The following is a 24,270-nucleotide window of genomic DNA, read 5'->3' on the forward strand; positions in this document are numbered from 1 at the left end:
TTACAAGTCAGAGAAAGAACAGTCGCGATGTTACAAATCTGCATTACAGATGGTCAATTTGCCACAAAACATCATACTTTTGATGGAAATGTCTTAGTTCTCGATATTTTTATTTAATTTTGCAACGATAAGCAATCAACATACACATTATCTATAATAAGCATACACTATGAAGATATTCGCCGTTGGCATGAACTACCTCCAGCATACCGAAGAACTGGACGGAAAGGCATATAAACCAGAAAAGCCTGTGATATTTACCAAGGCTGATTCGGCTTTGTTGAAAGACCACAAGCCTTTCTTTATTCCTGACTGGAGCAGTCAGGTGGACTATGAAACAGAATTGGTGGTGCGCATCTGCCGATTGGGAAAGAGTATTCCAGAACGCTTCGCTCACAGATACTATGATGCCGTGACCGTGGGAATCGATTTTACAGCCCGTGATCTGCAGCGCGAAGCACGCGAGAAAGGATTACCCTGGGAACTCTGCAAAGGCTTCGACGGCTCGGCGGTTATTGGCGACTGGGTCGATGTGGAGAAGTTTCGCGACATCCAGGCACTCCATTTCCATCTCGACATCAATGGCAAGACGGTGCAGGAAGGCTGTTCAAGCGATATGATCTATCGTGTTGACGAACTCATTGCCTATATCTCACAATATTTCACACTGAAAACTGGCGACCTGCTCTATACCGGCACACCTGTTGGAGTGGGACCCGTGCATATCGACGACCATTTGGAAGGATGGATAGAAGAACGAAAAGTATTGGAGTTCAACTGTAAGTAGATGAAACACGCATGGCTGAGTCTTATCGTGTTGCTCGTGTTGCTGACACCTTGTCGCGCACAACGCACCATCAACCTGACGGCTTCTGAGGTCAGGATCGACTCTGTATTGCCACGCGTAAGCTATTCCATTCCACTCTGTGGCGCATACCTCGACTCCGTATATACAGTAAGTCTCGACTATCCCGAATTCATCCCGATGGGTAATGCCGATGTGCAGCGCCTGCAGAAAATTACAGACGCATCGTTGCCGCGTATTCCACGCATGTCCCAACAACTCAGCGTCGCACGTAAAAAAGGAAGCCTTGAAGTTTCTTTCGTACCGTTGGTGAAGCGCGGACGTAAGCACCAGAAACTCGTGAGCTTTGTGCTTCGCATCGATGCCAAAGCCAAACCAGTACGCAATCGCACACAACAATCTGCCGCAGCACCTGTCAATCGCTATGCCGACCACTCGGTATTGGCAGAAGGGAGATGGGTGAAAATCAGCGTGCCTGCCTCAGGTATCTATCAGTTGACCGACAAACTGCTGCGAAATGCAGGATTTGCAGATCCCTCGCGTGTTAAAGTCTATGGCTATGGTGGTGCCTTGCAGCCTGAATGGCTGACGGCAGACTATCTGCAAACCACCGACGATTTGCATGAAGTGGCAACCTGTCGCCTTTCCGATGGGCGTTGTCTGTTGATGGCAACAGGCCCTGTGACGTGGGACAGCAACCATCAGCGCATCCGTAATCCCTATGCCAATTACGGTTGTTATTTCTTGACTGAGGGCGACAATCCACTTACAATCGATACAGAAGCCTTTTTGACCAACTGGCAATCGCATGCAGACCGCACGCATACGCTCTATGAGGTTGATGACTATGCATGGTATCAAGGTGGCAGAAATCTCTATGATGCCACGCGTATCACAGCTGCCAATCCTCGTAGCATTACGTTGCAAGGTGCACAAGACCACGATACCGGATCTCTGACTGTGACGCTCTCTGCCGACCAAGCCACTGCTGTGATGGTGGGAGTCAATGGGCAGAACGTGGGACAACTGGCGGTGGTATCGCGTGGCGAATACGATGAGATGCGTACTGCCACGGCAACTTTTCCCGTGACCGAACTGCTTGCAGCCAACAATAAAGTGACGCTCACGCCCGTCAATGCTCAGGCTGTGGTGCGTCTCGATCATATCTCGCTCTATCATGCTACACCGGAGGCTACACCCAATCTCGCTTCCGCAACATTTCCTGCACCAGACATTGTGGGACTGGTCAATAATCAGAACCTCCATGCCGACGGTCCTGCCGATATGATTATCATCATTCCTGCCGACCGTAAGATGCAGGAACAAGCCCAACGGTTGGCTGATTGGCACGAAACCCACGATACCCTTCGCGTGCGCATCGTTGCGGCCGACCAACTTTACAACGAGTTCAGTAGTGGCACACCCGATGCCAATGCCTACCGCCGCTATCTTAAAATGCTCTACGACCGCGCCACAACAGAGGCTGACCAACCGCGCTTTCTGTTGCTGATGGGGGATGGAGCATGGGATAATCGCATGCTTACCACCACTTGGCGAGGGTATCAGCCTGATCAGTTCCTACTCTGTTATGAGAGCGATAACTCCTATAGCCGTACCGGCAGCTATGTCTGCGACGACTATTTTACGCTCCTTGACGATGGCGAAGGTGCCAATCTCTTGGGTAGCGACAAGAGTGATGTGGCTGTAGGCCGCCTGCCCGTGCGTACTGTGAGTCAGGCGGAGGCGGTAGTGGATAAGATTATTGCCTATGCAGACAATCGCGATGTGGGCAGTTGGCAGAATCTTATTGTCGTGATGGGCGACGACGGCAACGAAAACCAGCACATGGAAGATGCCGATGATGTGGCGAAACAAGTCGAACACCAACAGCCTTCTGTCCAAGTGAGGCGCATTCTTTGGGATGCCTATCAGCGCACATCGTCTGCCACATCTAACAGTTATCCCGATGTGACACGGCAGATACGTCAACTGATGAATACCGGAGCACTCGTCATGAACTATTCCGGTCATGGCGCTGCAACAAGCCTATCCCATGAGAAGGTGGTGGATGTTACAGATTTCGCCAATGCCGTTTCCAGTCATCTGCCCCTTTGGGTTGCTGCCACTTGTGATATGATGCCCTTCGACGGACAGACAGAGAATATCGGTGAAACCGCACTGCTTAATCCACATGGTGGCGCCATTGCCTTTTACGGTACCACGCGCACCGTCTTCCAGTCGTATAACCGCCTGATGAACCAGACCTTCATGCGTCATTTGCTCAATATTTCCGATGGGCGCCCCATGCCTATTGGTGAGGCTGTGCGCCGAGCAAAGAACGAATTGATAACTACCGGAGGCGACCTTACCGCCAACAAACTACAGTTTCTCCTACTTGGCGATCCTGCTTTGCGCTTGTCGCTCCCCGTCAGAAAGGTGCTTATCGATAGCATCAACGGTGTGGCTTTGACAGATACCGACCGTCCGATACCACTCTCTGCCGGTACTACAGTCAAGGTTTGTGGGCATGTGCAGCAGGGGGAGGGGGCTGATCCTGCTTTCAATGGACAGATTACCGCCACGGTATGTGATGCTGCAGAGACGGTGGTGTGCCGACGAAACGATTCGTCACAGGCACAGAAAGTCTTTGTATATACCGACCACACCCATACTTTGTTTACTGGAAGTGATAGCATCCGGCAGGGTGTGTTCTCGTTTTCCTTCACCGTGCCACGTGACATCAGCTATTCCGATGCCATAGGACTCCTGCATGTCTATGCGGTGAATACCGACCGCACGCAGACTGCCAATGGACATTGCACCCGTTTTACTCTGGGCGGAACCGATGCCAATACCGATGATAACGAGGGCCCCGAAGTATATTGCTATCTCAATAGTAGCGACTTTGTGGATGGAGGGCGCGTCAATCCCACTCCTTATTTCATAGCCGAACTGGAAGATGCCAGCGGTATCAATGCCGCAGGCAATGGTTTGGGCCACAACCTGACCTTGGTGATTGACGGACAAACCACACAGACTTACAACCTCAACGATTATTTCGCTTATGATTTCGGTAGCCACACCCGTGGCATGGTAGGCTTTAGCATTCCCCAGTTGACAGCGGGCGACCACCATTTGATGTTCCGCGCTTGGGATATGCAAAACAATGTCACCACCCGCGAACTCAACTTCCGTGTGGTAGAAGGCCTTGCTCCTGGAGTGTTCGAAGTGGAAACCACACGCAATCCTGCCACTACCACTACCGGTTTCCGTATCATTCACGACCGCGTGGGTACAGCGCTCGACATCAGTATTGAGGTATTTGACATGGCAGGGCGCATGCTTTGGCAGCATCGCCAACAGGCAACACCATCAGACCGAAGTCTTACCATCGACTGGGATTTGTCTGCCAGTAACGGGCATCGCCTTTCTACCGGAGTCTATCTCTATCGGGTGCGCTTGGGTAGTACGGGAGGACAACAGGTGTCGAAAACCAAGAAACTGATAGTGTTGAGCAATAAATAACGCATGGCTACGTTATATTGATGATGAACAAAGTAAAGATTCTCCTTATAGCCATGTTGATGGCAACGGCAGCAAACGGTTGGGCGCAAGACGGAAAAAGTCAGTTCAACCCCATAGACCATGCCGTCATATCACAGACCATTGCACCCGATGCCCGTGCGGCAGGTATGGGCGATGTGGGTGCTGCCACCGATCCTGATGTCAACTCACAATACTGGAATCCCGCTAAATATCCCTTCTGTATCAGTAGGGCAGGCATAGCACTCAACTATACGCCATGGCTCCGACAGTTGGTCAACGATATCGATTTGGCATATCTGTCAGGTTACTATCGCATCGGCGACTATTCTGCTATATCTGGTTCGCTGCGCTATTTCTCCTTAGGTGAAGTTTATACCGGCACTGGTGACGATGCCATGACGGTGAAACCCTATGAGATGTCGCTCGATGTGGCATATTCGCTCATGCTCAGCGAACGCTTTTCTATTGCTGCCGCCATACGTTGGCTCTATAGTGATCTGCGTTACGACTATAGCGAAGACGCTTCGCCAGCATCGGCAGTGGCAGCCGATTTGGCATGCTACTATAACAACTACATCAATATCGGACAGCGCGAATGTCAGTTGGGACTGGGTCTGAACATCTCCAATATCGGTAGTAAGATTACCTATTTCGGCGATGAACGATCCAACTTCCTACCTGCCAATATGCGTCTGGGCGCTTCGCTGATGGTGCCTGTCGATGAGTATAACCGCTTTACCATAGCTGCCGATGCCAATAAACTATTGGTACCGACGGTGCCCAAACAAAACGAAGGCGAGAGCAAAGAGGAGTATGAACAGCGTGTCATCGATGAATACAACAATGTGAGTGCCATTTCCGGCATCTTCAAGAGCTTCCATGATGCACCTGGCGGACTGAAAGAGGAGTTGCAAGAGATACAGTGGAGTGTCGGTGCTGAGTATGTTTACCATGATCAGTTCACACTGCGTGCAGGCTATCACCATCAGAGTGAGAACAAAGGCAACTTGAAATATTTCACTGTGGGAGGCGGTTTTCGCATGAATGTCTTTTCGCTCGATGTGGGATATGTCATTGCCACAGCCAAAAGCAATCCGCTCGACCAGACCTTGCGCTTCACACTGGCATTTGATATGGACGGTATCAAGGACCTCTTCAAACGATAAATCTACACCAAATATAATACAGACAAACAACTATGATACGAGTAGGAATGGGATATGATGTTCATCAGTTGGTCAGCGGACGCGACCTTTGGATGGGCGGCATCAAGATAGAACACACCATGGGACTGTTGGGACATAGCGATGCTGATGTGCTGATACATGCCATCTGCGATGCTATATTGGGTGCAGCCAATATGCGCGACATCGGTTTTCATTTTCCAGATACCAGCAGCGAAACTGAGGGAATGGATAGCAAGATTATCCTCCGCAAGACTATTGAACTGATTGCCACCAAAGGGTATCGGTTGGTAAACATCGATGCCACTATCTGTGCCCAGCGTCCGAAGATGAATCCGCATATTCCTGCCATGCAACAATGTATGGCAGATGTTATCGGTACCGATCCCGATAATATTTCTATCAAGGCCACCACTACCGAACGTTTAGGATTTACTGGTCGTGAGGAGGGTATCTCTGCCTATGCCGTGGCGCTGATAGAAAAGTAGTGGCGATTGTTTTGGCAATCCCTTTCAACTATCTGTAGGCAGATCTTTTTATTTCTTTATCACTGCTCTTATTACAAACCAAAGATGGCACAGCAGTGTGGAAACAAATCCATAATGGTTGCGCATGACTGTGAAACGCTCACGGAGCGAGGCACGGTGATGTTGTGTGGTATTGCCGCCATCCATAAAGTCGGATAGAATTTGATGGCTGTTGACAATAGGTAGATGTCGCTTCTCCGCATCTTTCATCAGTCGGATACACCAATCTACATCGGCAGAGTGGCGGTACTGCAGATTGTAATGATGCTGTTGCGCCACATCCGTGCGGGCATAAAACGACTGGTGACATACCAACATGCCCCATCGGAACGATCGCCAAGAGAGTTGGTGGGGTGGGCGAAGTCTTCGTAATCGTAGGAAATGGCCTTGCTCATCCACTATTGCTGTATCTCCATAGACCACTGCAGGCAGTGGGGCAGAGGTGTTGCCGGCTGTCTGTAGGGCTATCGTCTGACAAACAGTCTGTAGGGTGTCGTCGGCATGAAACACGTCGCCAGCATTGAGAAATACCAGATAATCGCCCGTTGCCTTCGCCATTCCTTTGTTCATGGCGTCATAGATACCCTTGTCGGGTTCCGACTGGATGACTACGGGATAATTCTTGCCCTCGGCATAGCGATGCGCTATGGCGAGTGTATCGTCTTTCGATGCACCGTCTATAATAAGGTGCTCGATATGCTGATATGTCTGATGCGCCACACTGTCGAGGGTGCGTTGCAACACCGTAGCAGCGTTGTAGGTGATGGTGATGACGCTGATGGTAATGGTCTGTTGCATGAATAATAGTGGAAATTATTGTTTGGCTGTGGTCGGACGCATAGCGTTTTCATAAACCTGAATATACTGTCGTGCCACACGCTGGTGTGAATAGCAGCGTGTCACCTTGTCGAGACACGCTTTGCCAACGGCAGTCGGATCGGCTTCCGATAGTGCCCAGCGAATGCCATTGGCAAGGTCTTCACCACTGCAATAGTCTGCTACATAGCCATTCTGCTGATGGTCAATCTCTTCGGGAATACCTCCGATGCGGAATCCTACGCTGGGCAACCCACATGCCATAGCCTCCATGATAGTGTTGGGAAGATTCTCCGAGAGTGAAGGCAACACAAAGACGTCGGCAGCCTGATAGACACTGACGATGCGTTGCTCGTTGCTGATATAGCCCAGTGGGTAGGAACGGAACGGCAACTGCGCCACTACATCTTCGGCATGACCGCCGAGGATAGCCACTGCGGTATGTTCCACCATGTCGGGGTAGTGCTTTGCTAATAGTTGGCAGGCTTCCGTCAGATACTGCATACCTTTGTTGGGATTGGTAGCGCGCTGTGATACAAATAGAATGATACGGTCATCGATAGGCAATGATAGGCGTTGGCGTGCAACCGTTTTGTCTCCTGGTCGATAAATATACGTGCTGATAGGGTTGGGGATAGCGCTGACAGTCTGTCCTTTCAGCAGTGCGCTCTGTCGAGCCTCACCTGCCAACCACTGGCTACAAGCAACGAAACTGATGTGTCGTCCCTCGAGCATGTGTTGTTTGCGACGCCATATCAACGATGATAGGTCGTTGGCAGAACCGCCACCGGGCAGCAACCGACAGTATTGACAAGCGGTTTTGAACCGTTCACATCCGAGTGTAAGATGGCAGATAGCTGTTGCAGGCCATATATCGTGCATGGTCCACACCACCGGTTTGCCACTCTCCAGGATGCGTCGGATGCCGTTGAGCGATAGCGTGCCTTGGTTGATCCAGTGGAGATGAATGATGTCAGCTTCTCGAAATTCGGGCAGTTTGGTGATGTCGCAACCAGCATTTGCCATATCCACTTCAAAGAGATGGCGGCGCTGAAAGCGTAGGCGCACCCAAATGCACAGGCGTTCCCATAGAAAATTCCAGTGTAGCCGTTTTTGATGAGGTATTTGTGCTACGCTGATATGATCACTTTCTTTAGTGCCTACCAGCATTTTTGCTTTCACACCATTGCCGTTTAGAGCCTCCAATAGACGCTTAGCTGCCACTGCAGCACCACCTGTTCGTTCGCTTGTGTTGACTATCAGAACTTTCATATCTTCTTATTTTGCTACAAAATTACAAGTTTTTCTATAATTCCATTCTATTTTTTAGAGAAAAATCGTCTATGGGTGTGGAAGCAGAAGGCGGTTTGCACTATCTTTGAGGCAATGCCTCTTCGATAGGCTGCACCTCGGAAATAAAAGAAAAACTACGTTTCTCTTTGTATTTCTCTCGGTTTGCACTATCTTTGAGACTACGTCTCTTCGATACTCACGTTCGGAAGAACAAATAAAAAAAACGAGTTTTTCTTTGTTCTTCTCTCACTAAATCGTATCTTTGTGGCAAAAAAGAAAGAAATAGAATATGAATAAGAACGACTTTATGGCAAGAGCCATTGAACTATCGGAAAATAGTGTGAAGAATGGTGGTGGACCATTTGGTGCTGTCATTGTGAAAGATGGAGCGATTGTGGCAGAAGCATCCAATTGCGTCACAATAGACCTTGACCCGACTGCACACGCAGAGGTTAGTGCTATTCGTAAAGCAACAAAAGTGTTGGGAACATACGATTTGGCAGGGTGTGAAATCTATACCTCATGCGAGCCATGCCCTATGTGTTTGGGTGCTATCTATTGGGCACACCTCGACAAAATCTATTATGCGAATGACAGAAAAGATGCTGCCGACATTGGTTTCGACGACGATTTCATCTACCAAGAACTCGAACTGAAACCTGAATATCGTAAGAAACCCAGTGAAATAGTGATGCAACACGAAGCTAAACGAGCCTTTGAGATGTGGCGCGAGAAGACAGATAAGACCGAATACTAATATGGATATGATATTTGTTGATTATATAATCCCCAAACAATAAATATCTTTATGTTGAAACGCACAATTCTATTTATCCTTTTGTCTTACATCTCAGTAGTCTGTATTGATGCGCAACGCCGTTGGGTTGTAACCGACGAAGACCTTACAGTGTGGGATTCTCCCCAATACCTGAATAAACTCGGTATGATACATCGAGGCTATGAAATCACCGAAACGGGTATGGATGGCGATATGATTCGTTTCGAATATCATGGAAAAACAGCTTATGTCGCTGAGTATTGCTGCAAATTGTTGAAACAAGAACCTGCAAAGAAAACTGAGCCAGCACAGCGTGAAGCAGTCATAGAGGTTAAGAAGAGCGAGAGCGATCGTGCATCATACAATACAGGAAACCCCTCAACAGCAAGCAACAACAGCAAATGAAGAAGCTGTTGGTGATGCAACCGACGTCCCCGAAAGAGTTGTTGTACCTAAAGAGAATAATAAAAGTGCAGAAAAAGTAACTTTGCCATCTGTAGTATTCAGCAGTCTATCCTCATTTATTGTTCCATGGTTAGCACTCTGTGTCTTAGCACTTATACTGTTTGCATTCTTTGGTGTAGATGTCCCAGGCATGTTCGATAAGATGGCTGATATGGATGTTGCAGATATAGGAGCAAAGTGTTTTCGCCCACTTATAGCTGCCACAGTATGTGGTATCACCTATTACTTTACCTCTAATCTGGATATCATGGTAGGGGCACTCTTGGTATATCAAGTCCTTTTACTTCTCTTGCGAACAAAGCAACTCGGTAGTTTCAGAGCAGCTATTGTTGAGATGCTATACTTGACAATGATAGCGTCCATATTCGTTTTGGTTATTATACCGTTGATATTCTTCTCAGATAGAGGCTCTACAAAATCATCAAAAAGAAAATCAGATGATGATGATGAGATATCAATCAGCGATCAATATGGTCATTCTGTCAGAGTTCGTAAAACAGGTATGAATACCTATACAGGGAATGACGGTCATGAATATGAGGAATCTGCAACAGGTGGCTTTCAAAGAAAAATGTATGATTAATCCCTTTTGCCGTTTCTTTAGTGGAGCCTACCAATGGGTTTTGTGATGCAAAACCGTATGGTATAAGGCGATAATACCTATTAGTCCGAGGCAAAGAACCATAACTCTCTGCATCGGACTAAAACGTAGTATATATTCGGTAATTACGATGTGCATACTTTGTTGGAACTTCTGAAATCCAAAGAAAATAATAAATTTCCTTTGTATTTCGCTCACTTAATCGTACCTCTGACGCGATGCGTCCAAGTTACTCACGTTCGGAAATGAAAAGAAAAACGAGTTTTTCTTTTGCATTTCGCTCACTTAATCGTACCTTTGACCTGCGGTCCAAGGTAGGCTGCACCTCGGAAATGAAAAGAAAAACGAGTTTTTCTTTTGCATTTCGCTCGGTTTGCACTACCTTTGCACCTAATATTATAGAGAAAGAGATTTGTACTATAAGAATAATATTAGGTAAACAAGAGTGTAGCAACAGATAACAATTGCTCGAAAAAACGATAACGACAGCATGATACAGTCAATGACAGGCTATGGTAAAGCCGTAGTAGCATTCAAAGAAAAGAAGATTAATGTGGAAATCAAGTCGCTCAATTCCAAGCAACTTGACCTAACCACTCGTATAGCACCACTCTATCGTGAGAAAGAAATGGAGGTGCGCCAACTCATAGCAAAGCATTTGCTGCGCGGAAAAGTGGAAATGTCACTCTGGGTAGAAAAGGATGTCATAGTTGATGCCACTACCATCAACACCGCATTGATGCAGAACTATTACGATCAGTTGCGCTCTTTTGTTGAGGCTAATGCTATCGGACAGCAGGTGGATTGGTTGCAGACACTGACCCGCATGCCCGATGTTATGGCAAAGACAGAAGTGGAAACACTGACCGATGAAGAGTGGGAAATGGCACGACAAGCAGTCGAGCAGGCCATCAAAAACCTTGTTGACTTCCGTATTCAGGAAGGTGCAGCTCTGCAAAAGAAGTTTGCTGAGAAGATCGACAATATCGAAGCACTGCTCCAAAGCATCGAACCCTACGAGAAAAGTCGTGTGGAGAAGATTCGTACTCGCATTGTAGATGGACTCAAACAGATACCTTCTGCCGAATACGACAAGAACCGTTTGGAACAAGAACTCATCTACTATATCGAGAAACTGGATATCAGCGAAGAGAAACAGCGCTTGGCAAACCATCTGAAATATTTCCGCGAAACCATGGCAGACCATGCCGGACAGGGTAAAAAGCTCGGCTTTATCGCCCAAGAGATGGGTCGCGAAATCAATACCACCGGTTCGAAAAGCAATCAGGCAGAGATGCAGAACATTGTGGTGAAGATGAAAGACGAATTGGAACAAATCAAAGAACAAGTGCTCAACGCACTCTAAATCGCCTATGAAAGGAAAGCTCATCATCGTTTCAGCCCCATCCGGCAGCGGCAAATCGACTATCGTGCGTTGGCTGATGGAGCAACATCCAGAGCTGAAGCTCTATTTCTCCGTATCCTGCACCAGTCGCCAACCACGCGGAACAGAGCAGGATGGAGTGGATTATTTCTTTCTGCAACCCGACGAATTCCGTCAGAAAATAGCCAATGGCGAGTTTCTTGAATATGAAGAGGTCTATACCGACCGCTTCTATGGAACACTCAAAGCACAGGTGGAACGCCAGCGTGAAGCTGGCCAGAATGTCGTCTTCGACGTCGATGTGAAGGGTGGAGTAAACATCAAGAAGTATTATGGCGATGAAGCCATGAGCCTTTTCATCCAACCCCCATCGGTAGAAGAACTGCGCCGCCGCCTTGAAGGACGCGCCACCGATACTCCCGAAGCCATCCAACAGCGTTTGGATAAGGCAGAATACGAATTGACCTTCGCCCCGAAATTTGACCATATCGTGGTCAACGACGACCTCGAAACAGCCAAACAAGAGGCACTCCGACTGCTCAAAGACTTCCTCGGATGAAGCATATCGGCATCTTTGGAGGGTCGTTCAACCCTATCCACTGTGGACATGTGGCACTCGCGGAAGAGATTCTCCGCCACACCAGCCTCGATGAGATATGGCTGATGGTGTCACCCCACAACCCCCTGAAGCAGCAAAACGACTTGCTTGATGACCAGAAGCGACTGGCATTGGCTGAGAAAGCCCTTCAGGGTCACCCTCATATCAACGTCAGCGACTACGAAATGCACATGCCACGACCGTCCTATACTTGGAATCTTCTCGAGGCATTGACCGCCGATTTTCCCGACCATGTGTTTTCGCTCATCATCGGAGGCGATAATTGGGATCTCTTCAATCGCTGGTATCGCGCTGACGACATCCGTAGGAAATACCCCATCATCGTTTATCCACGCCCCGGAAGTACGATGGTTCCTGCCGACGATGACCATACCTGTTGTCACCTCACCGTGGTAAATGCACCGCTCCTTGACGTGTCGAGCACCGCTATCAGAGCCCGCATACAACGAGGCGAAAGCATCATTGGAATGGTGCCCGATAGTATTATTGCCGACGTAGAACGATTCTATCATCAATAAAAGATAACTAAAAATAAGTAAATTATCATCATGGAGAAATTGTTGCGAATCATCAGCATGCTTTGGAGGCCTATCCGATCCAATGCCTCCTTCTTTGTCTTCATGTATGCATTAGGATATTGCTGCACACAGACAGAAATACGACTGCACCTGCGCGGTGCCGTTCCCTACGAGTTGTCGGCTGTCGAATTGTTTTTCGATCTCTATCTGTTGTGTGCCATCCTGGCGGTAATCCCGCGTAAAGTGCGCCGTGTCATCCGTGCCGTTCTGGCTTTCATATTCTATGCGGTGGCACTCATCGACATGTTCTGCTATGTGCATTTCGAATCCACTTTGACCCCCACTATGCTGATGCTCTTCTTCGAAACCACCGGACGCGAAGCCGGCGAGTTTCTGCAATCTTATGTCGGATGGGATCTCATCACCTCTAAAACAGGACTCATACTGCTTATCGCGCTGCTCCATCTGGCATGGAATATGGTGGCACAACAGTTGCGGAGCAATAAAATGGTTGGTCCACGACTCGCTCCCCCGGTGGTATGGACGCTCAGTGCACTGGCAGGAATCGCTGCCTTTGCCTTTTTCATCCATTGCGCTTCCCGTTGTTGGGACAATAAGTGTGCCACGGTACGCCTGATGAGCAAGCACAATCTGGGAGAGGTGGAACACGAACTGACCCAAAAGGGGTGTGCCAATCTCTATCTCCCCATCTACCGTTTGATGTTTAGTCTCTATGCCAACCGATTGGCAGCGAAGCAGGTGGATCGTCTTCTTGCCACTTCCGAGCATGTCAGCGTAGAGAGTTGCGACTTCCGTAGTCCGCAGATCGTACTCATCATCGGCGAGAGTTACAACCGTCATCGCTCTCAACTCTATGGCTACCAGCGGCCCACTACCCCCCGACAGCTACAGCGCATGCAGGATAGCACCCTTGTGGCGTTCACCGATGTGGTAGCTCCATGGAACTTGACAAGCTTTGTTTTCAAGCACATGTTCTCACTTCACTGTATTGGCGACGATGGAGAGTGGTGCGACAGTCCGCTCTTTCCGCAGGTTTTCCGCAAAGCTGGCTATCACGTGAAGTTCCTTACCAATCAATTCCTACCCAAATCGGGTGAAGAAGTATATGACTTCAGTGGCGGCTTCTTCTTAAACAATCCCACGCTGAGCCGTGCACTCTTCGACGAGCGCAACTCCAAACTCCATCGCTACGACGAAGGATTGCTTGAAGACTACGACCGCATGGTGGCAAAGAAACGCTATCCCCACCAGCTCACCATCTTCCATCTCATGGGCCAGCACGTCGATTACCGTGCGCGCTTCCCGATGAAAACCCGTCGGAAGTTTACTCCTGCCGACTATAACCGCACAGACTTGTCGCCACAACGTCAGCAGATCAATGCCGACTATGATAATGCTGTGCTCTACAACGACTCTGTGGTCGATCAGATTATCCGTCGCTTTGAAAACGAAAATGCCATCGTCATCTATGTGCCCGACCATGGTGAGGAGTGCTTCAACGGCAGTCTTCCCTTCTATGGTCGCATGCATTCTGCCGATATCGACTATCGGTTGGCACGCGAGGAATTTGAGATACCTTTCTGGATATGGGCTTCCGATGAATACCGCATGACCCATCCCTACGGATGGAAAGCCATACAGGAGTATCGCCACCGTCCGCTGATGACCGATGCGCTGCCCCATACGTTGCTTTTCCTTGGTGGCATCCACTCCAATTACTATCGTAAAAACTATGATGTGCTCAATGCCGAGTATAACACCCAACGGCCACGAGTGCTGAAGATGACCACCGATTATAACCATCTGAACAAGACATCACGCTGATGAAAACCACTCCTACGCTCCTTACGCGCACCGAATGCGCCGCCTTGCGCGGTCTCGCCATCATCGCCATCGTGCTCCATAACTATTGTCACTTCGTGGGATCGATAGTCAAGGAGAATGAGTATCAGTTTTTCACCTCTAATAATGACCGCCTGATGCAAGCGCTATCCAGTCCCGACAGTCTGCTTCCTGCCCATCTGCTCTCGTATTTTGGCCATTACGGTGTACCCGTATTCCTCTTTCTCAGCGGTTTCGGACTGGTGATGAAATACGAGCGTGGCAGTGCCCCTGCCGATTCATTGGATCGCCGCTTGTCGTTTGTGCGCTACCATTATCTCAAACTCTTGCGCATGCTCATCGTGGGTTTCACCATCTTTCTCATGGTCGATGCCGTCACTCCGGGGCGTTTCCACTTCCATTGGAATCATGTAGTGGCACAGTTGGTGATGTATATCAATGTGTTGCCCACACCCGATAAAATCATCTGGCCCGGCATCTATTGGTTCTTCGGACTGATGATAGAACTCTATATCGTCTATCGTTTCCTGCTCTATCGCCGCCATTACGGATGGACCGTAGCGCTGATGGCAGTCTGCTGGATACTTCAAATGGTATGCGACCCTGAGGGCGAGCCCCTCAATCGACTGCGCTATAACTTCATTGGCGGCATGGTGCCCTTCGGCATGGGCATCCTCTGGGCACGCTATGAGCAGTGGCGCAAGGCGATGCCCCTATGGGGACGCGGTGTTTGGAGTGTGATATTGCTGGTGTCGCTGATATTGCTTTTTGTCATGAGCTACACCTTCCAGACATGGCTGTGGGTTCCTGTTATTGCCATTGTGGGTAGTGTGGCATTTGTCAAGAGCATACCTGCAGGTGCAGGCCATGTGTTGGCATGGTTTGGTGGCCTGTCAGCCGCCATGTTTGTGGCACACCCCATCATCCGCAAACTCTTTATCACCGTGGCATGGCGAGGCGACCTTTACGACGGACTGATGCTCTATGTCGTAGTGGTCATCGGTGCTTCGTGGGCGGTGCGACTATTGATAGACCAGATACCACAACCCCAAAGCGATAAATAGTATGCGTACCAAGGACATCGAACTGGCAAATATCAGCCGTTTCCGAGGCGAACTGATGGGAGCCGCCATGCTCTTCATCATCCTTTTCCATGTGGGATTACCCCGCACCGATTTGTTTTTTGGCCTCCGTCGCTGTGGCAATATCGGCGTCGATATATTTCTCTTTCTTAGTGGCATAGGCCTTTGGTTCTCCTGGGTGAAGCAACCTTCCACCTGGAGTTTCTATCGTCGTCGCCTGTTGCGCATCTTGCCTGCGTGGCTCATCATGGCATCGCTCTACTATATTCCACGCTTCAATCCGCAAACCGGGAGTATCATCGATCTGATAGGCAATATCACCATCAACTGGAATTTCTGGCTTCACGACGAGCTGACTTTTTGGTATATTCCCGCCATCATGATGCTTTATCTCTGGGCACCACCTTATATGAAACTCATCACCAGGCACCCCATCTATCGTTGGTCGGTGGTATTGATGGTGTTGTGGTGTGTCATGGTGCAGTGGATCATACCCGTCCACCATGCTGTGGGACATTTGGAAATCTTCTGGAGCCGCGTGCCCATCTTCTTCCTTGGCATCAATTTCGGTGAAACGGTACGTCGTGAAGTGCGCATCGACGGTGCTGCCGTATGGCTTGCCCTGATCACCTTTGTGGCATGTTTCGCATCGTGCATCTATCTCGAACAGGTATCTCACGGGCGTTTCCCACTTTTCGTAGAGCGCATGATTTATATCCCTTTGACGCTGACAGCCATTCTGTTGCTCAATAGAATATTTCGCCGACTGCCCCAACGCGTCAACCGTTTCTGGGCTTTCTTCGGCGGATTGAGTCTGGAGGCATATCTCATCCACAACCACTTTGTGATGGCTTGGCTCAGTCCCTACCATCTGGGTTACTGGCCCACGTCGCTGTTGACCATCGTGCTGACCATCCCCTTGGCGTGGTTGCTCCATCAATTTGTGAAACGACTGTTGCAATGGCTATGAAAGAAGTAGTGGTATATGATTTCGACGGAACGCTGACCAAGAGCGATTCGCTATTGGATTTCATCCGTTATGTGCATGGGCGATGGGCAATGCTGTGGGGATTTCTGTGTTATTCGCCCTTGTTGGTGCTGATGAAACTGCACTGTTATCCCAACTACAAAGCGAAGCAAAAGGTGTTTGCCCATTTCTTCCGAGGCATGACGCTTCAGGAGTTTGACCGCCATTGTCGGCAGTTTGCTGCCGACAACCGCACGATACTGCGCGAAAAGGGTATGGCATCGCTGCAACGCGATTGCGATGCCGACCGCCAGGTGGTCATCGTCAGTGCCTCTATCGACAACTGGGTGCAGCCGTTCTTCCCCCATGTTTGTGTGCTCGGCACACAGGTTGAGGTGGCTCATGACCGGTTGACCGGTCGCTTTCTCACCCCTAATTGCTATGGCAGCGAGAAGGTGCGTCGCCTGTTGCAACGCTTTCCCGACCGCCAGCAATATCGCCTGACCGCCTATGGTGATAGCCGTGGCGACCGTGAGATGCTTGCTTTTGCCGATGAGGCTCATTATAAACCATTTCGAGTATGAGAGAAAAACAGTTGGAAAAGATGCTGGTGACGGTTGTTGCCGTGCTGCTGTTGGTGCTCAACGTGCTGATGGTGATGAAGTATGATGCGGTGTTTTCCGTTGTTGCCGCCGACTATGCCAAGCGCTTGTCGTATCTCTTCCATGTCTCTGGCTTTGATCCCAACAACTATGCGATACTCACCGAGTGGGGCATGAAATATGATGTGTTGCGCCATCCGCTGTTACCCTATCTCATGGCATTGCCGGCTTCGGTCAACGAGGTTGTCATGTCGCTGTTCGGCTTCAATGCCGCACTCTATATATCCGCCATGATCGTATGGTTTAGCGGCTGTGTGTCGGCATGGTTGCTCTATCGCATCATCCACCGACTGGTGGGTGTCGTAGCCGAAGATGCCGCCCTGCTGACCCTGTTGTTCTTTAGTTTTGCCTACATCCAGGTCACGTTTTTCGTGCCCGACCATTTCAGTTTGTCGCTCTGTCTCATCCTACTTTCCATCTATTTGATAGGCGGTGCAGCTCAGGAAGGCCGTGTGCTGAAAACCTGGCAGACCGCTCTGCTCTTTATAGCAACCGCCGGTGTGACACTGACCAATGGTGTCAAGGTGTTTGCCGCCGAATGGATAGCCCGTGGACGTCGCTTCTTCCAGTGGCGTTACTTCCTTTTGGCGGTGGTCGTTCCATCGGCATTGATGGTTGGAGCAGGCATGCTGGAGGAGCGAATCTATGTTTATCCGAAACAGCAGGAACAGCAGCGCTACTTCGAAGAACACAAGGCAGAGATGATGGCGAAAGCACGCCAGAACCATCAACGCTATAAGCATGCGCCATGGGTCATCCATAAAGGCAAGGCGCTGGGACAGGGCGGACTGCTCCGATGGACCGATATCTCGACCTCCCGATGGGACACGATGACCGAAAACCTCTGGGGCGAATCCATCCAGTTCCACGAAACTCACGTGCTCGACGATGTGCTGACGAGTTATCGCCCGGTATTGCTGTCCTATCAGTCGGTGTGGCGCTATGCCGTTTCACTGCTTCTGCTTTTGCTCTTTGTGGCAGGTATCTGGATGGGACGTCACCACCATTTGCTATGGATGTGCCTGTTGGGCATCGTGCCCGATGCACTGATGCACCTCGGACTGGGCTTCGCCATCAACGAAGTGTATATCATGGCAGCCCATTGGCTTTATGTGGTACCTATCGCCCTGTCGTTTCTCTTTGTGCGAGCTAACGGTCGGTGGCTGTTGGCGCTGCGTGGAGTCACGTTGGCACTGATGGTCTATTTGGTGAGCCACAACCTCGCTCTCCTTTTCGACTGGATGCAGCAGCCCATCGTATCTACCGCCTTCTGGTATGAATAAGTGTATGATTTCTCAAGCAACAAAATAAAAATTTGGTATGATAAGTATATTCAACGACATTTTCAAGATTCGTAAGGAAGAGCGCTGGATGGCACTCATCGTCCTGCTGGTGATAGTGGCACTCAACGGCTTGTTTATTGCGCGACTCTCCCCGCTGTTTATGCAAGAAGGCTTCGGACCCTATTGGAAAGTCTTTATGCGCGAGTTCCATCTCTCCGGCTACGACCCCTTGACCTATCTTGGCGTTACCGATTGGGGCACCGTCTATAATGTCTATCGCCATCCGCTATTGGCATTTTTCATCTGGCCCCTGTTCCTCATCAATGCCATGTTGAGTGCATTGACGGGTGTCAACTGTGTGCAATATGTCGTAGCACTGCCACTCGTGGCAGCTTCGCTCTATTCCTATCTGTTCACCTATCGCATCATGCGCGAGTTTTTCCTCTTGCCCAAGGGCGATGCCACACTGCTGTCGGCGTATTATTTCTCGATGGCATATATCCTGTTGTCGGTCATTGTGCCCGACCACTTCACCATTTCGATGTTCTTGCTGCTGCTCACCGTCTATGTGTCGGGCTGTTGCATCCATGCCGGGCGACAACTGTCGTGGTGGCAGACCGCATTGTTTTTCGTGGTGACAGCGGGTGTCACGCTGAGCAACGGTATCAAGACCTACCTCTCGGCACTATTGGTCAATGGCCGTTCGTTCTTCCGTTGGCGCCATTTGCTACTTGGCGTGCTGCTGCCGGCAGCATTGATATGGGGATTCTCGCGCTGGGAATACCGCACCTACGTATGGCCCAAAGAGCAGCAACGGGCTGCCGCAAAGGCTAAAAAGGCAGAGGAACGCCAGCGTTTCATGGCTTCGTTGTCGGTAGATGAACGTCAGAAAGCCGAGGAAAAACAGCAGAAGCGCAATCAGGTGCTTGCGCGTCAGGCAGCCAAAACAGGTAAGCCGATGAAGAAAGTGGGCTTCTTGAGCTGGACCGATACCACCACTCCACGATTGGAAACAGCCTATGAAAACCTCTTTGGCGAGGCCATACAGTTCCACCAGCAGCATTTTCTGGGCGATACGCTCGTGTTCCGTCCCGTCTTTGTGCGCTACGATTGGGCTATCAGCTATGTGGTTGAAGGCATCATCGTACTGCTTTTCATCGTGGGACTGTGGGTAGGTCGTCGCAACAGAGTGTTGTGGTTGGCACTATCATATTTTGTTTTCGACATGGGCATCCATCTCGTTTTAGGTTTCGGCATCAATGAGATATTCATTATGGCCCCCCATTGGCTCTTCGTAGTGCCTTTTGCAACAGCCGCATTGTTCCATCGGTTGCAGGGCACACCGCGTCAGGTGCTTCGCCTATTGACCGCAGTATTGTCGATCTACCTCCTTCTCTATAATGGTGTGCAGCTGGTAGATTTCCTCCTGTCGCCCATCAATGCAACGCTCTGAAACGTGTGACCGTACTGAAAAAAACTACCTATACGATACTTACGGACGTTGGATGAGATATCCATCCAGCGTCCATAGTTTTTCTGTTGACAGGCTCTTTCTCTGCAAATCAAATTGTTTTGCTGAGTAAATCAAATTGTTTTGCTGAGTAAATCAAATTGTTTTGCTGAGTAAATCAAATTGTTTTGCTCACGCAAGTATTGTTTCTGATAGTGCAATATATTGTCTGTTAGTGGTTTGTGCACGTTTGGAAGGTGTGCGACAAATGGTACTTTGCAGCGTCATAGAAGTCATGTGCCGATGCAACGCAACATGGTTGTGATAGCAATCTCAATGAATTTGCAGAGGAAATTCAATGAAATTGCAGAGGAAATTCAATGAAATTGCAGAGGAAATTCAATGAATTTGCTAAAGGAAGTGCCGTCTGTGATGGTCTAATATTCAGTAGGCAAGCGAGTTATCTTCGCTTCCAACAATGGCTGTAAACGTAGGGGAATGGACGTAGGGAAATGCAAGACGAGAGAAAATATGGCAATCCGTGGTGTTGTTACAAAATGTTTTCGTAACTTTGCAAGAATGCTCAGCTTTTCTTTGCATAAAGGCAGTCTGGGGAATTGAGGAAAAACTGGGTTACGATTTGGCAACCGTACTCAATTCCACATTCTGCTATAATTTGCATCAAAGAACACCCGATGCTGAGCCAGCAACCGTACTATGACTCATCATCGAGTGCAAAGGTAATCATTTCTTTTAAATTACCAAAAACATTTATTGTTTATTTACTGTATAATTTCAATATTAATCTCCGTCTTGAACTTCCTCACATAGATAAAATCTGAAAGGGCGAAGTTCATGTGCTGAAAGAGCGTGTGAAACTGATTGATCAGATGCAAATCCTGTGTCAGTTCCTGGTCTAGGCCTTCGTTCCAATTAGGAGGAGGGCAGTCCATACCAATAAAAGAATCAAAGGAGTCATCTTCATCTCTTGGGAGTGTTAGCGTCAACACAGATACACCATCAGCATACATAGGATTCAAGTCACCATCACACAGTGCATACCACAAATCTTGTCTATCTTCACCCTGTATAGGATGCAAAACCGGATAGTCTGTATCGAGATAACATTTAGCAGTAAGCACCATCTCTTCGCCATCACCTTCATCTATGATATTTATCATCTTATTCCAAATACAATGAGCTCGATCGTACATTTCACGAAGTGCCTCACGCAGTGCATCATTAAAGGCGATAATATCAGGTAACAGTTCTTTCTGATTTGCCAGAACCTGCTTGTTGATGATGTCTTTTCGTAGGGACAAAAGCACATCATTATCAGAGTTATAACTGCGATAATCATTATATTTTAGCATGATCTCCCTCTCTATTGCATCTACATTGTAGTCCATAATAAAACGATTAGTTAATCCCATAAATATCTATAATGCCTGCAGAACAGTTCAAGTCCTTCCTCGATGATCTTTTCTTCTTCCTCACTGAACGATGTTATATGCTTCAGTAACTCAAAAGCATCAATCATCTTCTGTATGGCCTTATTCCATTCTGCCATTCCCTTAAATGCAGGACAATAGCCATGCTTGTCAAGAGCCTTGAATGCTTTTAATCGAGCAGCAATCACCCCAGCCAAACAGTTGTCAGTGTTCCATACCTCTTCTATGGGGTAGTCATTCTTGTAACTCCAGTTCTCAGCGGAGTCATCTTTCTTCTTCCTTTTCATACAGAATCAATAATATTAATCCGACAAATCACGATAATACTTGCAGAACAATTCCACCCCTTGTTCAAGAGTCCGTATATCTTCCTCATAAGACGGGGAATAATCTTTCACCAATTCGAATGCATCGATCATCTTCTGAATGGTTTTATTCCAATCCTCCAGGGTCTCGAAATCTTCTGGCCATCCGTGCTTTTTATGAGCCTTGAAAGCTTTCAATCGAGGAGCAATCTCTCGTGCCAAATAGTGATAAGTCCCCCAGACTTCACTTATTGGATAACCATTTATATAGTCAATAGAGTCATCATATTTCTTTTTCATATTGCTTGCCAATTAATGGATGTTCAGAATTAAATGTTGCATAGTCGATACGGACCTGTCTGCCCAAAGAAGGATCTGTGGCTACAAGGATGTCGCTGGATTTGCAATTGCCTATAAGGAGCTTGCACAAGCGCTGTTCATCCTGAGTCAGTTCTTGGTGCCATTCGTCAGTGGTTAGAACCACTACCATTCTGTCTAATCTGGTATTGATATCTTCCATCTCCAGCAACTCGCATAGGTACTTGACCCCATTGGTATTCTCATCCGCATACGACGTGATAGTTTCTGGACTGAACAAGTCAGACTGAAACAGGCCGCACAATTGATTCATGCTCATATTGTTTCTTTCGTCACTCAAAGCCGGAATGGCCTGAACGATAAACCTGCTGATAGCTGCCATACGCTCATAGTAGTGTGCCATAAACTCTCTACGAAACATCTTCTTCCTTTTAATCTTGTTCATTGATGCGCTAATACACCAGAAATAATCTTTGGCCTTGCTGAACAATTCTTGTTTCTTTGATGGTGCTAATTCTCTAACAGAAGGTATGTAGCCACCATTTCTGCGGATGACGGAGAAATACTTCTCTGCACGTACCTTATGATATATATAATCATCCCACCTATCTTTGTGGTAATTGTCGAGTTTGAAGAATCTGAATTCTTCTTCCTGTTGTTCTCTTACAAAACCATAGAATGAGGTATGCCAAATACAACAAGCGGCAATCTCTGCATTGGTAGCCTTGACCTCAGGGGCAATGACGATTTCTTTTGTCAGCGAATGCTCCCAATAATCTCCCTCCATAGGGTGAGCATCGAGATGTGGTTCACTGTCTTCGTCCCATTTGCTCATGGAGATATGGCACACATTAGAATTTGCATCATCATGATGTTTGGGAGTCATCAAGCGCAACATATCGAAATGAATCTTATACCATTTCAAATTACCCTCTGCATCTGGGTGCATCTGCAAAATACAAGGAGCCACCTCCTCAAAAGAAACGCTGTTCAGTAATTCTTTGAAAGTCATAATTCCGTTCTTTTATCTTTTTTCGTTTGTGGTGCAAAGATAAAAGAAACCTCTGCCATTATGGGGCAGAGGTTCTAGGAAATAACATATCATTGTATACAAATACAACTTGGCTGTTATTCTTCTTTTCAAATCTGGGTCATATGCCATTTGATCTCTTCACGAATCCCATTCCTTTCATCCTGTGTTAGGGCTCTTTTTCTTTCTTGTTCTTCTTCCTCACAAATCTTTTGATAATAGAATTCTATTTGCCAGTCTTCATGATACTTTCGCAAATACTCTTTCTTTAAAAAAGAATAAATCCCTTGATCTAAAACGTCAGTACACAATTCTCCCAAAGATATAGCCTCACCATCGTTTTTGCCATGTTCTTTAGCCATAGCATATGCTTCAGCAAACATCTTGCAATATTCATCCAAATAGTTCTTCTCACTGACAGCATAAGCATAACCATGTGCGTAGTTTTGGCTTTTGCCATTATCTATCCATTTATGGAAGGCCTTTGAGTATTCTTTTGCCATTTCATATGAGTTCTCTTCTTGCTCTTTAAAAAGATAGATGTATCTCTCTACGAAAACAGGATCATCATTCAACGATTTTGCATGAATAGACAATTCCTTTTCTTTTTCTTCTTCATTTTCTATGAAGTCATACGCATCACGATATGCCCAATAATTGTTCTCGCCTTTATCTGCAATAGTATCACACCATTGTTCACAATGGCCCTTTTCTGCTTCTTTTGCATAATAGGTGATGTATTCATCAGCCAAATTCAAACTTGAAATGGCATAATTATCTTCTTCTGTTTGCCCATCCTCGTTAGAACCTTCTTTTGATAGATCCTTAAAATACCGTTTTGCAATTTTAGCATATATAGGATAGTATTTTTCATCTATCCCAGTTTTCTCAAAAGAGGTTAGTATCATTGCTTCTGTTAATTGAAAATATGCCATAATGAATAGTATTAATAACTATCTGTGATGCCAAGTACGCCCACCATCTTTTGAATATTCGATGTCGTTCTTTTGAGTATTGATGCGGAGTAACTCACTTCCGCGCTGAATCATTTGTGCCATATTGATTATTTTTCCTTACGAATTCAACTATTTCGTTTATTTCAGAAACAATATTCGTCACAATTTCGTCTTCATTCATGCCTAATTCATTAAATGATTTAGTTCCAATCCAAGCTTTTTCAGTCGTTTTATATCCTCGTTCCCTTAATATCTTCTTTAATGCAAGAACTTCATTGTCTTGGATATTTTTATAATCTTTGGAATCATATATAATATGTCTTATTCCTAGATAACCTCCTTGGCTATCAGTAATAGTTATACCATA

Annotated in this window: 24 protein-coding genes; 16 read left to right on the top strand and 8 right to left on the bottom strand. The window is 47.5% G+C overall.

Features of this window, described 5'->3' with window-relative positions:
• The first annotated feature begins 169 nt into the window (after positions 1–169).
• Genes CIK90_RS10835 through ispF form a run of 4 tightly spaced genes read left to right on the top strand, consistent with a single transcriptional unit; the run spans position 170 to position 6,023 of the window.
• A complete protein-coding gene (locus tag CIK90_RS10835) occupies positions 170–787 on the top strand; it encodes a fumarylacetoacetate hydrolase family protein (protein ID WP_094435235.1) in 618 nt (205 codons plus the stop codon).
• Positions 788–4,330 carry a type IX secretion system sortase PorU gene (gene porU, locus CIK90_RS10840; protein ID WP_094465348.1) on the top strand — a complete coding sequence of 1,181 codons (3,543 nt, stop codon included), beginning with the start codon at positions 788–790 and terminating at the stop codon, positions 4,328–4,330.
• A gap of 23 nt (positions 4,331–4,353) precedes the next feature.
• Positions 4,354–5,517: a type IX secretion system outer membrane channel protein PorV gene (gene porV, locus CIK90_RS10845; RefSeq protein WP_094465376.1), complete on the top strand. Its 1,164-nt coding sequence runs from the start codon at positions 4,354–4,356 to the stop codon at positions 5,515–5,517.
• Between the two features lie 32 nt (positions 5,518–5,549).
• Complete coding sequence (gene ispF, locus CIK90_RS10850; protein WP_094389807.1) at positions 5,550–6,023, top strand: 2-C-methyl-D-erythritol 2,4-cyclodiphosphate synthase; 474 nt, start codon at positions 5,550–5,552, stop codon at positions 6,021–6,023.
• Positions 6,024–6,071: 48 nt separating this feature from the next.
• On the opposite strand, the gene CIK90_RS10855 is transcribed toward ispF, so the two are convergent.
• Entirely contained in the window at positions 6,072–6,860 is a 789-nt protein-coding gene (locus CIK90_RS10855; protein WP_094465350.1) for a glycosyltransferase family 2 protein, read from the bottom strand.
• Between the two features lie 15 nt (positions 6,861–6,875).
• Entirely contained in the window at positions 6,876–8,150 is a 1,275-nt protein-coding gene (locus CIK90_RS10860; RefSeq protein WP_094465352.1) for a glycosyltransferase family 4 protein, read from the bottom strand.
• 310 nt (positions 8,151–8,460) lie between these two features.
• Between CIK90_RS10860 and CIK90_RS10865 the strand changes: the two genes are divergently transcribed.
• The 12 genes from CIK90_RS10865 to CIK90_RS10920 all read left to right on the top strand — a co-directional run bounded on the left by CIK90_RS10865 (position 8,461) and on the right by CIK90_RS10920 (position 19,846).
• Positions 8,461–8,928, top strand: coding sequence for a nucleoside deaminase (locus CIK90_RS10865; RefSeq protein WP_094435227.1), 468 nt, complete (start codon positions 8,461–8,463; stop codon positions 8,926–8,928).
• Positions 8,929–8,979: 51 nt separating this feature from the next.
• On the top strand, positions 8,980–9,354 hold the full coding sequence (locus tag CIK90_RS10870) for a hypothetical protein (protein WP_094465354.1): 375 nt from the start codon (positions 8,980–8,982) through the stop codon (positions 9,352–9,354).
• Positions 9,302–9,997: a hypothetical protein gene (locus CIK90_RS10875; protein ID WP_144007267.1), complete on the top strand. Its 696-nt coding sequence runs from the start codon at positions 9,302–9,304 to the stop codon at positions 9,995–9,997. The genes CIK90_RS10870 and CIK90_RS10875 overlap by 53 nt, the downstream gene beginning before the upstream one ends.
• 508 nt (positions 9,998–10,505) lie before the next feature.
• A complete protein-coding gene (locus tag CIK90_RS10880; protein ID WP_094465358.1) occupies positions 10,506–11,381 on the top strand; it encodes a YicC/YloC family endoribonuclease in 876 nt (291 codons plus the stop codon).
• Positions 11,382–11,388: 7 nt separating this feature from the next.
• Positions 11,389–11,958 carry a guanylate kinase gene (gene gmk, locus CIK90_RS10885; RefSeq protein WP_094389801.1) on the top strand — a complete coding sequence of 190 codons (570 nt, stop codon included), beginning with the start codon at positions 11,389–11,391 and terminating at the stop codon, positions 11,956–11,958.
• Positions 11,955–12,536, top strand: coding sequence for a nicotinate (nicotinamide) nucleotide adenylyltransferase (gene nadD / locus CIK90_RS10890; RefSeq protein WP_094465360.1), 582 nt, complete (start codon positions 11,955–11,957; stop codon positions 12,534–12,536). Before gmk ends, nadD begins: the two co-directional genes overlap by 4 nt.
• A 30-nt stretch (positions 12,537–12,566) precedes the next feature.
• Complete coding sequence (locus CIK90_RS10895) at positions 12,567–14,381, top strand: phosphoethanolamine transferase (RefSeq protein WP_094465362.1); 1,815 nt, start codon at positions 12,567–12,569, stop codon at positions 14,379–14,381.
• Entirely contained in the window at positions 14,381–15,463 is a 1,083-nt protein-coding gene (locus CIK90_RS10900; protein WP_094465364.1) for an acyltransferase, read from the top strand. Before CIK90_RS10895 ends, CIK90_RS10900 begins: the two co-directional genes overlap by 1 nt.
• A gap of 1 nt (position 15,464) precedes the next feature.
• On the top strand, positions 15,465–16,451 hold the full coding sequence (locus CIK90_RS10905; protein ID WP_094465366.1) for an acyltransferase: 987 nt from the start codon (positions 15,465–15,467) through the stop codon (positions 16,449–16,451).
• Positions 16,448–17,032 carry an HAD family hydrolase gene (locus CIK90_RS10910; protein WP_094389877.1) on the top strand — a complete coding sequence of 195 codons (585 nt, stop codon included), beginning with the start codon at positions 16,448–16,450 and terminating at the stop codon, positions 17,030–17,032. The genes CIK90_RS10905 and CIK90_RS10910 overlap by 4 nt, the downstream gene beginning before the upstream one ends.
• Complete coding sequence (locus tag CIK90_RS10915) at positions 17,029–18,393, top strand: DUF6080 domain-containing protein (protein ID WP_094465368.1); 1,365 nt, start codon at positions 17,029–17,031, stop codon at positions 18,391–18,393. Before CIK90_RS10910 ends, CIK90_RS10915 begins: the two co-directional genes overlap by 4 nt.
• Before the next feature lie 37 nt (positions 18,394–18,430).
• On the top strand, positions 18,431–19,846 hold the full coding sequence (locus tag CIK90_RS10920; RefSeq protein WP_094465370.1) for a DUF6080 domain-containing protein: 1,416 nt from the start codon (positions 18,431–18,433) through the stop codon (positions 19,844–19,846).
• A gap of 779 nt (positions 19,847–20,625) precedes the next feature.
• Here CIK90_RS10920 and CIK90_RS10925 read toward each other — a convergent pair.
• From CIK90_RS10925 to CIK90_RS14260, 6 genes are all read right to left on the bottom strand, one after another.
• A complete protein-coding gene (locus tag CIK90_RS10925; protein ID WP_094389876.1) occupies positions 20,626–21,252 on the bottom strand; it encodes a hypothetical protein in 627 nt (208 codons plus the stop codon).
• A gap of 14 nt (positions 21,253–21,266) precedes the next feature.
• Entirely contained in the window at positions 21,267–21,581 is a 315-nt protein-coding gene (locus CIK90_RS10930) for a hypothetical protein (protein WP_094389794.1), read from the bottom strand.
• Between the two features lie 15 nt (positions 21,582–21,596).
• Positions 21,597–21,899, bottom strand: coding sequence for a hypothetical protein (locus tag CIK90_RS10935; protein ID WP_094389793.1), 303 nt, complete (start codon positions 21,897–21,899; stop codon positions 21,597–21,599).
• Entirely contained in the window at positions 21,883–22,929 is a 1,047-nt protein-coding gene (locus tag CIK90_RS10940; RefSeq protein WP_094465372.1) for a DUF6557 family protein, read from the bottom strand. The genes CIK90_RS10935 and CIK90_RS10940 overlap by 17 nt, the downstream gene beginning before the upstream one ends.
• 128 nt (positions 22,930–23,057) lie before the next feature.
• A complete protein-coding gene (locus tag CIK90_RS10945) occupies positions 23,058–23,882 on the bottom strand; it encodes a hypothetical protein (RefSeq protein ID WP_144007268.1) in 825 nt (274 codons plus the stop codon).
• A gap of 94 nt (positions 23,883–23,976) precedes the next feature.
• Positions 23,977–24,270 (bottom strand): hypothetical protein (locus CIK90_RS14260; protein ID WP_158216062.1); only part of this gene is annotated, 294 nt, incomplete at its 5' end.

The sequence above is a fragment of the Prevotella sp. P5-126 genome (assembly GCF_002251185.1).
Lineage (GTDB): Bacteria > Bacteroidota > Bacteroidia > Bacteroidales > Bacteroidaceae > Prevotella.

Bases quoted from the DNA above. Each gene is read 5' to 3' on its own strand.
- CIK90_RS10870 (WP_094465354.1), top strand. From the start codon at position 8,980: ATGTTGAAACGCACAATTCTATTTATCCTTTTGTCTTACATCTCAGTA.
- CIK90_RS10865 (WP_094435227.1), top strand. From the start codon at position 8,461: ATGAATAAGAACGACTTTATGGCAAGAGCCATTGAACTATCGGAAAAT.
- CIK90_RS10935 (WP_094389793.1), bottom strand. From the start codon at position 21,899: ATGAAAAAGAAATATGATGACTCTATTGACTATATAAATGGTTATCCA.
- CIK90_RS10945 (WP_144007268.1), bottom strand. From the start codon at position 23,882: ATGGCATATTTTCAATTAACAGAAGCAATGATACTAACCTCTTTTGAG.
- CIK90_RS10915 (WP_094465368.1), top strand. From the start codon at position 17,029: ATGAGAGAAAAACAGTTGGAAAAGATGCTGGTGACGGTTGTTGCCGTG.
- CIK90_RS10835 (WP_094435235.1), top strand. From the start codon at position 170: ATGAAGATATTCGCCGTTGGCATGAACTACCTCCAGCATACCGAAGAA.
- gmk (WP_094389801.1), top strand. From the start codon at position 11,389: ATGAAAGGAAAGCTCATCATCGTTTCAGCCCCATCCGGCAGCGGCAAA.
- CIK90_RS10940 (WP_094465372.1), bottom strand. From the start codon at position 22,929: ATGACTTTCAAAGAATTACTGAACAGCGTTTCTTTTGAGGAGGTGGCT.
- CIK90_RS10880 (WP_094465358.1), top strand. From the start codon at position 10,506: ATGATACAGTCAATGACAGGCTATGGTAAAGCCGTAGTAGCATTCAAA.
- CIK90_RS10925 (WP_094389876.1), bottom strand. From the start codon at position 21,252: ATGGACTACAATGTAGATGCAATAGAGAGGGAGATCATGCTAAAATAT.
- ispF (WP_094389807.1), top strand. From the start codon at position 5,550: ATGATACGAGTAGGAATGGGATATGATGTTCATCAGTTGGTCAGCGGA.
- CIK90_RS10905 (WP_094465366.1), top strand. From the start codon at position 15,465: ATGCGTACCAAGGACATCGAACTGGCAAATATCAGCCGTTTCCGAGGC.
- porU (WP_094465348.1), top strand. From the start codon at position 788: ATGAAACACGCATGGCTGAGTCTTATCGTGTTGCTCGTGTTGCTGACA.
- CIK90_RS10860 (WP_094465352.1), bottom strand. From the start codon at position 8,150: ATGAAAGTTCTGATAGTCAACACAAGCGAACGAACAGGTGGTGCTGCA.
- CIK90_RS10930 (WP_094389794.1), bottom strand. From the start codon at position 21,581: ATGAAAAGGAAGAAGAAAGATGACTCCGCTGAGAACTGGAGTTACAAG.
- CIK90_RS10920 (WP_094465370.1), top strand. From the start codon at position 18,431: ATGATAAGTATATTCAACGACATTTTCAAGATTCGTAAGGAAGAGCGC.
- porV (WP_094465376.1), top strand. From the start codon at position 4,354: ATGAACAAAGTAAAGATTCTCCTTATAGCCATGTTGATGGCAACGGCA.
- CIK90_RS10855 (WP_094465350.1), bottom strand. From the start codon at position 6,860: ATGCAACAGACCATTACCATCAGCGTCATCACCATCACCTACAACGCT.
- nadD (WP_094465360.1), top strand. From the start codon at position 11,955: ATGAAGCATATCGGCATCTTTGGAGGGTCGTTCAACCCTATCCACTGT.
- CIK90_RS10910 (WP_094389877.1), top strand. From the start codon at position 16,448: ATGAAAGAAGTAGTGGTATATGATTTCGACGGAACGCTGACCAAGAGC.
- CIK90_RS10900 (WP_094465364.1), top strand. From the start codon at position 14,381: ATGAAAACCACTCCTACGCTCCTTACGCGCACCGAATGCGCCGCCTTG.
- CIK90_RS10895 (WP_094465362.1), top strand. From the start codon at position 12,567: ATGGAGAAATTGTTGCGAATCATCAGCATGCTTTGGAGGCCTATCCGA.